This window comes from Prosthecobacter sp. GW821-HT29F12 (assembly GCF_058803405.1).
The window spans coordinates 4,361,679-4,376,057 of sequence record NZ_CM179517.1; the positions used below are offsets into that span (position 1 = coordinate 4,361,679).

The 14,379-nt window shown below is 58.4% G+C and carries 9 protein-coding genes; 7 read left to right on the forward strand and 2 right to left on the reverse strand.

Features of this window, described 5'->3' with window-relative positions; all coding sequences use genetic code 11:
* Nucleotides 1-31: 31 nt before the first annotated feature.
* From AC3RLQ_RS17860 to AC3RLQ_RS17885, 6 genes are all read left to right on the forward strand, one after another.
* Nucleotides 32-1,513 carry an outer membrane protein assembly factor BamB family protein gene (locus AC3RLQ_RS17860; RefSeq protein WP_493030014.1) on the forward strand — a complete coding sequence of 494 codons (1,482 nt, stop codon included), beginning with the start codon at nt 32-34 and terminating at the stop codon, nt 1,511-1,513.
* A gap of 385 nt (nt 1,514-1,898) precedes the next feature.
* The gene (locus tag AC3RLQ_RS17865; protein WP_493030015.1) at nt 1,899-2,978 is read left to right on the forward strand and encodes an efflux RND transporter periplasmic adaptor subunit; all 1,080 of its coding nucleotides are present in this window, start codon (nt 1,899-1,901) and stop codon (nt 2,976-2,978) included.
* A 106-nt stretch (nt 2,979-3,084) separates the two neighbouring features.
* Nucleotides 3,085-6,222, forward strand: a complete 3,138-nt coding sequence (locus AC3RLQ_RS17870) for an efflux RND transporter permease subunit (protein ID WP_493030016.1) — start codon at nt 3,085-3,087, stop codon at nt 6,220-6,222.
* Nucleotides 6,223-6,232: 10 nt separating this feature from the next.
* Complete coding sequence (locus AC3RLQ_RS17875) at nt 6,233-7,633, forward strand: efflux transporter outer membrane subunit (RefSeq protein ID WP_493030017.1); 1,401 nt, start codon at nt 6,233-6,235, stop codon at nt 7,631-7,633.
* A 70-nt stretch (nt 7,634-7,703) separates the two neighbouring features.
* Nucleotides 7,704-8,354 (forward strand): tetratricopeptide repeat protein, encoded by a 651-nt coding sequence (locus tag AC3RLQ_RS17880; protein WP_493030018.1) that lies wholly within the window; start codon nt 7,704-7,706, stop codon nt 8,352-8,354.
* A 16-nt stretch (nt 8,355-8,370) separates the two neighbouring features.
* Nucleotides 8,371-10,719, forward strand: a complete 2,349-nt coding sequence (locus tag AC3RLQ_RS17885; RefSeq protein ID WP_493030019.1) for a ComEC/Rec2 family competence protein — start codon at nt 8,371-8,373, stop codon at nt 10,717-10,719.
* A gap of 22 nt (nt 10,720-10,741) precedes the next feature.
* Here the strand turns inward: AC3RLQ_RS17885 and AC3RLQ_RS17890 are convergent, their stop codons facing one another.
* Both AC3RLQ_RS17890 and AC3RLQ_RS17895 read right to left on the reverse strand, forming a co-directional pair.
* A complete protein-coding gene (locus AC3RLQ_RS17890; protein ID WP_493030020.1) occupies nt 10,742-11,950 on the reverse strand; it encodes a S1C family serine protease in 1,209 nt (402 codons plus the stop codon).
* A 70-nt stretch (nt 11,951-12,020) separates the two neighbouring features.
* The gene (locus tag AC3RLQ_RS17895; protein ID WP_493030021.1) at nt 12,021-12,443 is read right to left on the reverse strand and encodes a response regulator; all 423 of its coding nucleotides are present in this window, start codon (nt 12,441-12,443) and stop codon (nt 12,021-12,023) included.
* 127 nt (nt 12,444-12,570) lie between these two features.
* Here AC3RLQ_RS17895 and ispG point away from each other — a divergent pair, with 127 nt between their 5' ends.
* Complete coding sequence (ispG, locus tag AC3RLQ_RS17900) at nt 12,571-14,349, forward strand: (E)-4-hydroxy-3-methylbut-2-enyl-diphosphate synthase (RefSeq protein WP_493030022.1); 1,779 nt, start codon at nt 12,571-12,573, stop codon at nt 14,347-14,349.
* The last annotated feature ends 30 nt before the right edge of the window (nt 14,350-14,379 follow it).

A 14,379-nucleotide genomic window follows, 5' to 3' on the forward strand; every position in this document is an offset into this window, starting at 1 on the left:
TTCTTCGCAGCTGTGGCTAGCTTGGCATGACATGAAAAATTCGTCGAGACTGTTTCTGCTTCTTTTCGCCCTGAACGTCTGCTCTGCGCAGGAGGTGTTTGACCGGCTGACCTTTCATGCGGCACCGAAGCCGCTGGCGGCAGAGGCAAAGACGAGCGACTGGCCGCGGGTGCTCGGCCCCACGAATGATGCTCACTCGCCTGAAACTCATTTGCTCAAGACCTGGGGCCAGGGCGAGCCGAAGATGGTGTGGGAAGTCCAGATGGGCGAGGCCTACAACTCTCCCGCCATCAGTGGCGACTACTGTGTGATCTTCCATGCTCTGGAAGGCAAGGAAACCATCGAGTGCCTGCAGCGCGAAACGGGAAAGCGGTTCTGGTCGCAGGATTACCCGATCTCGTATCAGGATCGCTATGGCTTCGGCAATGGACCGCGTGGCAGCCCGGTGATTGCCGATGGCATCGTCGTGACGTTTGGCGTGACTGCCGAGTTGCGCGCGTTTGATTTAAAAACCGGCAAGGCATTGTGGCAGCATGATCTGCGCAAAGAATACAACGTGCCGCAGGATTTCTTCGGCGCGGGCGGCACGCCGCTGATTCTCGACGGGCGCGTGATCGTGAATGTCGGCGGCAAAAAAGCCCTGATCGAAGACAACGAAGGAATGCGCGACCGTAAAACGAAGCTTGCGGAAGCAGGCGTGAGCGTGGCGGCCTTCGATTTGCAAAGCGGCAAGGTCGTGTGGACCGTCGAAGATGCCTGGGGCGCGAGCTATGCGTCTCCCATTCCCGCCAAGCTGCATGGACAGACGAAGGTGCTGATCTATGCAGGCGGCGAGAGCGACCCGGCCACGGGCGGCCTCATGTGCATTGATCCAGCGAGTGGAAAACTGCATTCCAAGTTTCCATGGCGCAGCGAGGACTACATCCAGGCCATCGGCACTTCACCCGTCGTCATTCCGGAGAAAAACCGCGCCTTCATCACCACCGCGTACCCGAAGGGCCGGCCGCTCGGTGGTGTGATGGTTGAGTATGACGCGGAGTTTCAGGTGAAGGAAGTCTGGCAGTCGAAAAAGCTCGGCGTCCACTGGATGAACCCGGTGTATCACGATGGTCATCTGTATGCGATTGACGGTGAGACGGAGCCCAAGTCGCGCCTTGTCTGCGTGAATGCGGAGACCGGCGCGGAGGTGTGGGAACAGCACATCGAGTGGGAGGACGCGGAGTTTAGCAAGCTGACCGGACGCAGCTCCCCCGCCCGTCTCAGCATCCTGCGCTCGAGCTTATTGAAAGCCGATGGCGCCTTCCTTTGCCTCGGAGAAACCGGTTCGCTGCACTGGCTCGATCTGAGTCCGGCCGGGGCCAAAGTGCTGGCTCAAGCCCAGCCGTTTTATGCGCTCAACACCTGGAGTCTGCCCGCGCTCAGTCACGGCCTGCTCTATGTGCGCCAGCAGTCACAGGATCTGCTGCGGAAGTCAGGCCCCCGGGTGATTTGCCTGGACCTGCGAGGCGAGTGACCCTTCGAGCGAGCGCGAATGCCCGGTCTGCTGAAGAGCGTGACGTTGCACTGTAGCGGGCTGTTGCAACCATCCGTGGCGCAGAGCGCTACATACTTCCTGCCTTCTTGATTGCAGGAATTGGACCCGCTTTCGCCCACTCCATTTAGCTCATTGGAAATCTGTAATTTAGACAATTCCAACGGGCATCGATGTACGGTATGAGGGAGTGTAAAATAACCCGCACAGGGGACTGAAAAAGCGTGCTGCACTCGATAGGCAAGCGGCCTATTTTGAGAAATGGCACAGCTAATGCTCATGCATAGATTTCATGATCCCATGTGAATACGTTATTGAAAAATGTGCCGGATCGAAAGCCGTCATCTGCCTGTCGCTCCTTTCGTTCATGACTTGCTGCAGCAAGACACCCATTGCCGACAATCACGAAACCAGCAAAACTTACCCGGTCACCTCTGCCGTGGTGATGGATGTGCCGCATGGCCAAGAGTACGTCGCGAGCATTCAGAACTCCAACTTCATTGAACTGCGCGCACGAGTGAACGGACATCTGGAAAAAATTCCAGTCGATGAGGGCCAGCGGGTCACTGCGGGTCAGCTGCTCTTCACCATCAGCAGCCATGAGTATCAAGAGGAACTTAAGCGGTCCAATGCCAGACTCAAATCCGCCATGGCAGAGGCCAAGATGGCGGAAATCGACCTGCAAAACAATCAGCTCCTGCTGGAGAAAAAGATCATCTCCACCTCGGAATGGGAGATGGCCCAGGCGAGACTGGACTCCGCCATGGCCAAAGTGGATGAGACACGCACCACGGTGGCCGATGCCGAGCGCAAGCTCAGCTATGCCGAAGTGCGAGCGCCGTTTGATGGCATCATCAACCGCATCCGCACCAAGGCTGGCAGCCTTGTTTCTGAGGGCGATCTGCTGACCTCCATCTCCAATGACGGCGACGTTTACGCCTATTTCAATGTGTCTGAGCGTGAGTATCTGGAACTGGCCAGACGCAAGGATCTGGGCGTGCAGGGCAGCGTGGTGCTGGAACTGGCCAATGGGGAAACCCATCCGCACAAAGGCAGAATCGAAACTTGGGAGAGTGTGATTTCCAAAAGCACCGGCAACATTGCCTTCCGGGCCAGCTTTCCCAACCCCGAGCGTCTTCTCAAGCATGGTTCCAGCGGCAAGGTGATGGTCCAGTCAGAGCTGAAAAATGCGCTGGTGATCCCGCAGAAATGCACCTTTGAAGTTCAACACAAAACCTGCGTGTTCGTCCTCAATGCGGACAACAGCATCCAGTTGCGCAGCATCGACACAAAACTTCGCCTGCCAAACCACTATGTCATCAACTCGGGTCTGCTGCCCACGGATCGCATCATCTTTGAAGGCATTCAGGTAGTGAAAGAAGGCGAGGTGATAGCTCCTGACTTCAAAGCACTTGAGGAAGTAGCGCCGTTCTATGCGGCGAGGTGATGCTTGCAGGAGCTGGTGAATCAACGGTTGAGGGAACAGTGCGGCCAAGCCTTGAGGCCAGCGCTTCCTCAAATCATGCACCCAAACCAAGGAAAAGAACGACTGAATGATCAAAGAGTTTATCCGCAGACCAGTGCTGTCGATGGTCATATCCATCATCATCACTTTCCTGGGTCTGCTGGCATTGTTCCAACTGCCCATCACCCAGTTTCCGAGCATCGCACCACCCGAGGTCAATGTGACCGTGGAGTACACCGGGGCCAATGCCGAAACACTGACCAAGGCGGCCATCGTTCCGCTGGAGAGATCGATCAATGGTGTGCCAAAAATGAAGTACATGTCTTCGCGGGCCGCCAATGATGGCGTCGGCGTTATTTCCGTCATTTTTGAGGCAGGGACCGATCCGGATGTGGCAGCGGTGAACGTGCAAAACCGCGTGGCCACGGTGATGGGTGAACTGCCGGAGGAAATCATCAAGGCGGGCGTCAGGATCGCGAAGGAAGAGAAGGCCATGCTGATGTATCTCGACATCACCAGCACCAATCCTGACATCGATGAAATGTTCTTGTACAATTTCGCTGACATCAACATCTTCACCGAGCTGAAGCGGATCAAGGGCGTGGGGTTTGTGGACATTCTGGGAACCCGGGAATACGCCATGCGAGTGTGGCTCAAGCCGGACAACATGCTGGCTTATAACATCTCGGCGGAAGACGTCCTCACCGCATTGAAGGAGCAGAATGTGGAAGCTGCGCCTGGTAAGGTGGGAGAGAGCTCGGACAAGTCGGAACCTCATCTTCAGTATGTGATCCGCTACTCCGGAAAGTACAAGACGAAGGAGGACTACGAAAAGATCCCCATCCGCTCCAATGACGAAGGCCAGGTGCTGCGCATCAAGGATGTCGCTGATGTGGAATTCAGCACCAACTATTTCGATGTGGAGGCCAAGCTCAACGGCCGGCCCACGGCGGCCATCCTGCTGAAACAGCTGCCCGGCTCCAATGCCAACGAAGTCATCGCCAGCATCAAGCAACGCATGGCCGAGATCAAGGAGTCCACCTTCCTCAAGGGCATGAACTATGAGATCAGCTACGATGTGTCACGCTTTCTTGATGCTTCGTTGCACGAGGTGGTGCGGACGCTGGCTGAAGCATTCCTGCTGGTTTCGTTGGTGACGTTTGTTTTCCTGCAGGACTGGCGTTCCACCTTGATCCCCGTCATCGCCGTCCCGGTGTCCTTGGTCGGCACTTTCTTCTTCATGCAACTGCTGGGCTTCTCGCTGAATTTGATCACGCTGCTGGCCCTGGTGCTGGCGATCGGCATCGTGGTGGATGGTGCCATCGTGGTGGTGGAGGCGGTGCATGCGAAGATGGAAAGCACGGGGGCCGGGCCGCGCCAGGCCACTGAGGAAGCCATGGGAGAGATCGGCGGTGCCATCATTGCCATCACGCTTGTGATGGCTGCAGTTTTTGTGCCCGCCTCCTTCATGTCAGGCCCCTCTGGCATCTTCTACCAGCAGTTCGCCCTCACCATGGCGATTGCCATCGTGCTGTCAGGATGTGTCGCATTGACGCTGACCCCAGCGCTGTGTGCATTGATGCTCAAAAACATGCATCATGCGCCCAAGAGCAACAGCCTGCTCAATCGCTTTTTCGGTCTCTTCAACCGGAGCTATGACAAAGTCTCGGGCACCTACTCAGGATGGATCTCGGCCATCGCCGGCAGGCGCCTGCTGAGCTGGGGTATCCTTCTTGGCTTCTGTGTCATCATGGTCCTCGCAGGTGGCAGGCTGCCATCTGGATTCATCCCCAATGAGGATCAGGGAGCGTTTTACGTGGGCATCACCACACCGGCGGGTTCCACTCTGGAACGAACCAAGGCGGTGGTGGATGAGATTCAGGAATGCTGCGAGGGGATCAAAGCCATCTCCTCCGTCTCCACACTGGCAGGCGTCAACATCATCACCGATGCCAGCGGCTCCACCTACGGATCCTGTCTGGTCAATCTGACCGGGTGGCATGACCGCACCGAGTCCGTCAATGCGGTGATGGACGAACTTGTCCGTCGGACACGGCACATCAAAGATGCCAAGATTGAACTGTTCTCGCCCCCTGCCGTTCCAGGCTATGGCAATGCGAGCGGTTTTGAACTCCGCCTGCTGGACCGGACTGGAACGGGCGATTTCAAGAACATGGAAAGCGTGGCCGGAAAATTTATCGCCGACTTGCGCGCCAGGCCGGAGATCGCGAATGCCTTCACGAGTTTCGACGCCAGCTTTCCCCAGTACATGCTGCATGTGGACAACGACATGGCGGCCCAGAAAGGGGTGACCACCAACAATGTGATGAGTGCCCTGCAGACCATGCTGGGCGGCAAATACGCCACCAATTTCATCCGCTTTGGGCAGCTTTACAGGGTCATGGTACAAGCACTGCCAGAATACCGCGCACGACCGGAAGACATCCTGAAACTGCACGTCAAAAACGAGCTCGGGGAGATGGTGCAGCTCTCCACGTTTGTGCAGCTGGAAAAAATCTACGGCGTGGATCAGGTCACCCGATACAACATGTTCACCTCGGCTGAAATCAATGGCGAACCAGCCGCCGGATTTAGCAGCGGCGCAGCCATCAAGGCCATCCAGGAAACGGCGAAGGAAAAACTGCCGAAAGGCTTCGGCATCGACTGGGCGGGCATCACCCGGGATCAGATTCTGGCGGGGAACCAGGCAGTGGTCATCTTCATCATCTGTCTGGCATTTGTTTATCTGCTGCTCGCCGCCCAGTACGAAAGCTTTCTGCTGCCGATGCCGGTCATTCTTTCACTGCCCACGGGTCTGCTCGGAGCGTTTGTGTTTCTGCTGTGGATGGGTCTTGAAAACAACATCTATGCGCAGGTGTCCATGATCATGCTGATCGGCCTGCTCGGGAAGAATGCGATCCTGGTGGTCGAGTTTGCCATCCAGCGGCAGCGCGAGGGACTCACTCCGCTGCAGGCAGCGGTGGAGAGCGCGACCTCGCGCCTGCGGCCCATCTTGATGACGTCTCTCGCCTTTGTCGCCGGCTTGAGCCCGCTCATGGCAGCCTCCGGTGTGGGCGCGGCTGGCAACCGGACCATCGGCGCCTCTGCCGTCGGCGGCATGATCTTCGGCACCGTGTTTGGCATGCTGATCATTCCGGGGCTCTACGTCATTTTTGCCTCCTTCACTTCAACCCCAAAACCATCCAAGGAACCGGAACATGCGTGAGACCCTGCAAATGAACTGGCCATTCCTGAGCACCTGCGTTTCGTTCATGACGCTGATGTTCACCAGCTGCGAAGATCTGCGCCGCCATGGTAAAAAAGCGGAGCAGGCACCGGATAAAACCGCTTCGTTCACCGGAGTCAGCCAGTGGCGGAAACACTTCACCGATCCCCGGTTGCAGGCCCTCACTGAGCAGGCGCTGAACAACAACCGCGATCTCAAGATTGCGGTCCAGCGCATCGAGATGGCGAAGGCTCAAATCACCGCCGCACGCAGTGCGCTGGCCCCCAAGGTTTCTGGAGTGGCAGGTGCGGGCATCCAACGTTTTGGCCTCTACACCATGGACGGTGCTGGGAACAGTACCACACCCATCTATGACGGGCGCATCGTTCCGCGGGATATCCAGGACTACACGGTGGGTTTGCAGACGAGTTGGGAAATGGATCTGTGGGGAAAACTGCGGAGCAAAAAAGCCTCCGCCACCGCACGCCTGCTCGCCAGCGTGGAGGGAAGAAATCTGGTTCAGACGCATTTGATTGCCGACCTGGCCACCGCCTACTACGAGCTGCTGGCGCTGGATGCTGAGATCATCAACATCGATGAGACCATCAAAATTCAGCGTGATGCGCTTGAGACGGTGCAGACCCAAAAACAGGCCGGAGCCGCCAATGAACTGGCTGTGCAGCAGTTTGAGGCGCTGTTGTTCAACCTTCAGGGCATGCGTCTGGATACCCAGCAGCGGATCGTGGAGCAAGAAGGCATCATCTGCACCCTGCTGGGTGACCCGCAGCGGCCCATCGCACGCAACCGTTCATCTCTGATGAGCTCAACGCTTCCACAATTGTCATCCAGCGTGCCGGCTGACATGCTCAAAAACCGGCCTGACATCCGCCGGGCTGAATTTGAACTGGCGGCTTCAAAAGCGGACGTGAAGGCGGCCAAGGCCGCATTTCTGCCCTCGGTCTCCATCAATGGCGTGCTGGGACTTCAGGCTTTCCAGAGCAACCTCCTGCTCAACGTTCATTCCGCCACCTATTCGGCGCTGGGCGGGCTGGTGGCTCCGTTGATCAACCGCAAGGCGATCCAAGCCGAGTTTGACCATGCCAATGCGGCTCAATTGGAAGCGCTCAACACCTACCAGCAGTCCATCGTGAACGGCTATGTGGAGGTGCACAACCAGCTGGCCTTCATCCGTATTTTAAAGGATCTCCAGGCGCTGAAGACCAAGGAGGTGCACCTGCTGATCGAGTCCGTTGGCACGGCGGCTGACCTGTTTCGTACGCGCCGGGCCACCTACATCGAGGTGCTCAATGCGCAGCAGAACGCCCTGAAGGCGCGGCTGCAGCTGATCGGTGTGACCAAGCGGCAGTTTCAGGTGCAGGCCAATCTGTATCGCGCCCTGGGAGGAGGCTGAGCGGGATGGCCGCCAATTTCGTGCTTGGCGGCAGACAGGCGTTTTGATAGCCTCGTCTTACATCCCGAAAATGAACACTGCCATTGTCATCCGCATCTGTGTCATCACGCTCGTACTTCTGGTCATCGCTTTGATCTGGAGTTTCGTGAGAGAAGCCGGAGACGGCATGAAGCTTGTGTTTGTGATTTTGCTGGGGCTGTCCGGCGGGCTCCTGGCCGTGAAGTATTTAATCCCCTGGCTGGGAGATCTGATGGGGGAGGCGGTGTTCTCTTCCGGCGAGAAGGTGGAGCAGGATCACATGACCAAAGCTGCGGCCCGCATCGCCCAAGGTGACTACCAAGGAGCCATCGAGCACTATGAAAAAATGCTCGAAGAGAAGCCGGACGATCCCTTCCCTGTGGCTGAAATCGCCAAGATCCATGCCGAGCGTCTGCGTGATCCCCAGACGGCACTGAAAGTGCTGGAAGAGCATTTGCAGAGCAAGGACTGGCCGGTGGATGATGCCGCCTTCATCATGTTTCGCATCGCCGACGTGCATCTGACGCACCGGCATGATTTTGAAGCAGCGCGCGACATGCTGGAGCAAATCATTGGAAACTTCCCGAACACGCGCCACAGCGCCAATGCGCACCACCGCATCAGCGAACTCGAACAGATGCAGTTCAAGCTGCTGATGGAGCAGCGGGCCAAGGCGGGAACCGCCGGCGCAGAGAAGGCCTGATCGTTTCAAGCTGCCGATGCTCGAGAAGCTCCAGCTTTGGACCCGGGCCAATCCGCTGCTGACACTGGCGCTTGCGGCCGTCAGCGGCATCCTCGCCGCTGAAATGGAATGGCTGCCCGCGCATGGCGGGTGGTTTCTCCCGGTCACCACGGCGCTACTAGGTGTGGCGCTCTTCAGCGGTCGCGCATGGCTGCTGATCCCGGGTGCAGCGCTGGTCTTCGCCTTCATCCATGCAGCACGCACAGACGAAACATTCCGCCATCCGCTGCGCCTGGCACTCCTGCAGCAGGACAAGCCCGTGCCAGCAACGATTCGCTGCAGCCTGCTGCCGGAATTCGACACCTCGCCAGACGAGCGCACTCATGCGCTGTGCACCACACAGAAGATCGAGATTCCAGCCGCAGGTATCGTGATCGAACAAACCGCCACACTGCTGGTGCGGCTGCCCAAAGTCGTACGGTTTCCCGGTGCTGGCGTGTATGAACTCCGCGGCAGCATCTACCTGCCCCGCACCGCATCCAATCCAGGCACCTTCGATGCGCAGGTATACTCCCTGCGCATGGGGCGCGTGGCCCGTTTTGACATCGACCACATGCAGCGCATCGGCGGCAGTGGTGAGGAATGGTGGTGCGCCTTTTTGGAACGTGCGGAAGATTCCAGGCGCTGGATCAGCAGGCAGCTCATCCAGGACCTCGAAGAAGATCCACAAACGGTCGCCGTGCTCCGGGCCATGGCGCTGGGAGTCTCTGCCGAGGCGGATGATGAAATCGAAGATGCTTTTCGCAACAGCGGCACGCTGCATGTGTTTGCAGTCAGCGGCCTTCATGTGGGCCTCCTCGGAGTCATCGTGCTGGCGCTGTTGCGGCAGATCGGAACACCGCGCGGCATCTCGCTTTGGATGGTTATTTTCGTCGTGTTTGCCTATGCGTTCGTCACCGGCTGGCGGCCTTCGGCGGCACGGGCGGCGTTCATGGTGGCCATTTATATGAGTGCCACGCTGATGGATCGTGAATCGTCCCTGCAAAACAGCCTCGGTGCCGCAGCCCTGCTGCTGCTGGCCACGGACTCGCATCAGCTTTTCATGCCGGGGTTTCAACTGTCCTTTGGCGTGCTGTGGCTGAGCACCATTGGCTCTGCGCCCCTGCTGAAACGACTGCTGCCATTTACCCGGATCGATCCCTTTTTGCCACCGCCGCTCGCCAGTTGGCGGCAGCGCACCTGGAGCCAATGCCGGCTGTGGTTCGCGACCACTTTGAGCGTGTCCTTGGCCGCTTGGATCGGCAGTCTGCCGTTCATCCTCGGGCATTTTCAATCGATCACTCCGGTGGCGGTGATTGCCAATTGCGTTCTCGTTCCGCTGTCGTCCCTGTGTCTGGGTGCCACCTGTCTGAGCCTCGGCGCAGCCGCGCTGCATTTGACGGGTGCTCAAATCATTTTCAACAACGTCAATTGGGCGCTGGCGAAGGCAATGATCGCCAGTGCCATGTGGTTCGCCGGCCTGCCTGGCGCGAATTTTCATTTTCAACCCATCATGTCTCTCACCCCTGCCCCCGCCGTCTGGCACGTACTGGAAGTTCCGCATGGCGGCGCGGCGAATCATCTGCGCATCGGCAAGACCCACTGGCTGTTTGACACGGGTAGTGAAGCCAGCTTCCGCCGCGTGCTGCGTCCCTATCTGCATTCCAACGGCGTGGATGCTCTCGCGGGCGTGTTCCTGAGTCATAACGACGCCGACCACATCGGTGCCGCAGGGCAGGTCATCACGACGTTTGACGCGCCGATGCTGTTTTGCAGCACCCAGGAGCCGGGGCGCCGTGACTCCACACGCTCCGCACTGCGACGCCTGCTTGATGAACCCCACCCGCCATCGCTGCGCAAACTGCATGTAGATGAACGTGTCACTGTCTCCGATGCCAAGGATTTCCAGATTGAAGCCAGGGTGTTGTACCCGACCCAGCAGGTGCAAAACGACCGCGCTGATGATCGCACCATGGTGCTGATGGTACAGCTCGGCCGCTGGCGCGTGCTCTGGCTGAGCGACACCGGCTGGCACGCTGAAAAAGCTCTCTGCTCCAGCTCTGAGGATTTGCACTGCGATGTGCTGATCCGCAGCCAGCATGAGGTGGATCTCTCCACGAGCGCGGAATTCCTGCTCAAGGCGAGGCCGCAGATCATTCTCTGCGGGAGTGATGCGCGCGCCGTCGAAACAGCTCTGCCCGAATCACTGGTTCAACGAGCCAAAGCACAGAACATTCCACTGCTCGACACCTGGAGCGCTGGCAGCATCGACCTGCAGTTTCACCGAAATGAACTTCGCATCGTCACCAACCGCAGCAAGCAGCGGTTTGTGCTGAAACCGCGATGAGGTGAAAGTACGTCTTCCGAAGCTACGGCTCTGCCTCCGGCCTGGCTCCAAGGCGGGCAATGATATCGCCCATCTTGTTGTTGCGGATGACTTCGAGCTTCACCTCGCTGCCAGGGGGCTGGGTGCGGATGATCTGCAGCAAATCTGCCGGAGAGCGGAAGGCCATGCCCTGAAACTTCGTCACCACATCTCCCTGACGCAGCCCTGCTTCAGCTGCGGGTGATTTGTTTCCAATGTCTGTCACCAGCGCACCGCGGCGTGAGGTACCCCACACGGGATCGATCTCCACAGGTTCGCTGCTGACCTCGAGTCCCAGGTAGCCCTTGCCAGTGGAACTGGTCACACCATTCGTCTGCTTCGCACTTTCCTTGAGCTTGGCCTGAATGTCGTCCACCACCATTTTGGCTTCATTGGATGGAACGGCGAGTCCCACGCCCTGCCAGGCGCTCACGCTCGCATCCCCACGATAAATGGCGACGTTGATGCCAAGGATCTCGCCGCGAATGTTCACCAGCGGACCACCTGAGTTGCCCGGGTTGATCACCGTGTCGGTTTGCAGGTAGTCAAACTGGCTGTCGCTGAGATGGCGATCACGCGCGCTGATGATGCCCTGAGTCACCGTGCCGCTGAGTCCGAAGGGATTGCCCACCGCGAGCACGATCTGCCCCACCCGGGCGTCGTCTGAATTGGCAAAACTCAACGCAGGAAAATCGAGACGCGGACTGTCGATTTTTAGCAGGGCGATATCACGCTCTTTGTTGAACCCCAGAATGAGCGTCGGATAACTTTTATTGGCATTTGTGGTGATCTGGATGTCCGCGGCCTGCACGCCTTCGATGACGTGGTAGTTGGTGACCACATGCCCCTCTTTGCTGATGATCACCCCGGAGCCGAGGCTGGGCACCACCTGATCACGGGGGCCGACGAAGCCATAGTAGGAATGCCAGCTGCTCTTTCCGGGCCGCACCGTCTTGGTGGTGACGCTGACCACAGAGGGCAGAACAGTGGCGGAAATTTTGGAAAACTCGTCATTCAACCGGCTGAGCATCGGCACCTCCTCTGGCGCGATTTTGGGTTTTTTCGGTGGCGTGAGCGCCGTGGGTCCCGGCTTTTCCCCCTTCAACAAATTGAGCACTCCATAGCCCTCCCTCCCGTGACGCCACCACGCAAACAGCAGCGCGGCCAGCACGAACACGGAAAGGGCAAAAAGCAGACGACGGAGGTTTTCCATGCGGCACCAATGCGCCAACGGCTGCCAACTTCAAAGTTCAATGTTATGCGCCTCTTTCCCGCTTGGGCCATCAGGCCGCCTGCTTGGGACAGAGGATCACGAGCTTCTGGCGGGAGATCGGCTGGGGCTCTTCAGGTTCATTGAGTGCACGAATCACAGCACTCTTGATTTCTTCTGGCTCAAAAGGTTTGGTCACGTAGTCACAGACGCCGCGCCGCACGGCAGTCACGATGTCGCGTGTCTCAGAGCAGGCGGAAACCATGACATAGCGCGTCTTGGGCGAAGCCTCACGCGCATCACGGATCATGTCGAGTCCATCGATCTCGCCAAGCCGGCGGTCCACCAGCGCCAAATCTGGAGCCATCTCTCGGATCGCCTCCAACCCAGCACGACCATTGTCGAAAGCCATCACCTCATGTCCTTCAGCCCGACAAAGGGTGGCAAGAAGCTTCAAAACAGGCGGATGGTCTTCGATAACAACAATATTTGCCATATTGAATCAAATTGTAGCATTCAGCCTTGGCTCGGCAAGAACCATGTAAGAAACTTGTAATGCCATGCCACCCTCTGCGGCTTCCCGTTTGCGTCGGGGCTGCAATCCGGCATTCTAACCACCCGCCATGTCTTCCCCCCTGCTCCGCTACTGCCCTGACCTCTACAATTACCAACGCCGCGAAACACGCCCTGTTTTGGTTGGAAATGTCCAGATTGGTGGCGGTGCGCCCGTGGTGGTGCAGAGCATGCTCACCAGTGATACGCGTGACGCCGCAGCCTGCGTGAAAGAGGCACTCGGCCTTGCCGAAGCCGGCTGCCAGATTGTCCGCGTCACGGCACAGACGCGTATCATCGCCGAAAACCTGCAGCACATCCGGGATGGCATCCGTGCCGCCGGTTGTGATGTCCCGCTGGTGGCCGACATCCACTTCAAGCCTGACGCCGCCATGGAAGCAGTGAAGTGGGTGGAAAAAGTCCGCGTGAATCCCGGCAACTACGCCGACAAGAAAAAGTTCGCCGTCAAAGAATACACTGATGACGAGTACGTCGCTGAAGTAGCCTACATGGAGGAGCAGTTCGTGCCGCTGGTGAAGGAGTGCATCCGCCTCGGACGCGCCATGCGCATCGGCACCAATCACGGCTCCTTGAGCGACCGCATCATGAACCGCCATGGGGACACGCCGCTCGGCATGGTCGAGAGCGCCCTCGAATTCGCACGCATCGCCCGTGCCCAAGGCTACCACAACTTCCTCTTCTCGATGAAGGCCAGCAATCCGAAGGTCATGATCGAGGCCTATCGCCTGCTCGTCGCGCACCTCAATCAGCTCGGCTCCGACTGGAACTACCCCATCCACCTCGGCGTCACCGAAGCAGGCGATGGTGAAGACGGCCGCATCAAGAGCGCCATCGGCATCGGATCTTTGCTGGCTGACGGCATCGGCGATACCGTGCGTGTCTCATTGACCGAAGACGCCATCTTCGAGATCCCCGTGGCGAAGCAGCTGGTGAAGCCTTACAACGAGGGACTTCCCGCGCAGTTCGAGCACATCTCCAATGCACCGCAGGTCAGCTACGATCCCTTCGACTACGTGCGCCGCGAGACTGAAGTGCTCACGATCAATGGCGTCAAAGCCGGTGGCCACGAAACCGTGCCCGTCTTCACCACGCGCAAAAAATGGGACGCCGTCGCTCACAAGATCGACAAGCTGGGAGATTACAAACCCGAGGTCGTCATCGAAGACAGCGGCGTGGTCGAGATCGATCCGCGTGACGATGCCGCCATCGCCAGTCTCTTTGAAAGTGCCGAGGCAAAGCTCGTGACCATCAAGGACGGACTCAAGCTGCCCGTCATCGCCGCGTATCGCCTGCTCGCCGCCAAATTGCAGCCACGTCATTCGATCCTGCTCAAAGACACACTGCAGTCTGCCGGCGGCGATGATTTCACCGAGAACCTGCTCGTTGCCGCCACGAACATCGGCTCGCTGCTGTGCGATGGCATTGGCGACGCGGTGATTGTGAATGGCGAAGAGGCACCCGGCCAGGCTCTGCGCATCAGCTACAACATCCTGCAGGCCGCCGGCGTCCGCATTTTCAAGACCGACTACGTCGCCTGCCCCAGCTGCGGTCGCACGCTTTTCAACCTGCAAACCACCACGCAGAAAATCCGCGCCGCCACGGGTCATCTCAAAGGCGTGCGCATCGCAGTCATGGGCTGCATCGTCAACGGCCCCGGTGAAATGGCCGACGCCGACTTCGGCTACGTCGGCGGCGCCCCAGAGAAGATCAATCTCTACGTCGGCAAGACCGCCGTGAAGTTCAACATCCCCGAAGGCGAAGCCGTCGAGCGCCTCATCGACCTCATTAAGGAACACGGCCGCTGGTTTGATGCGCCTGTTGCGTTATAACGAGCTGGGGGACTTGATCCGCCCGGCAGG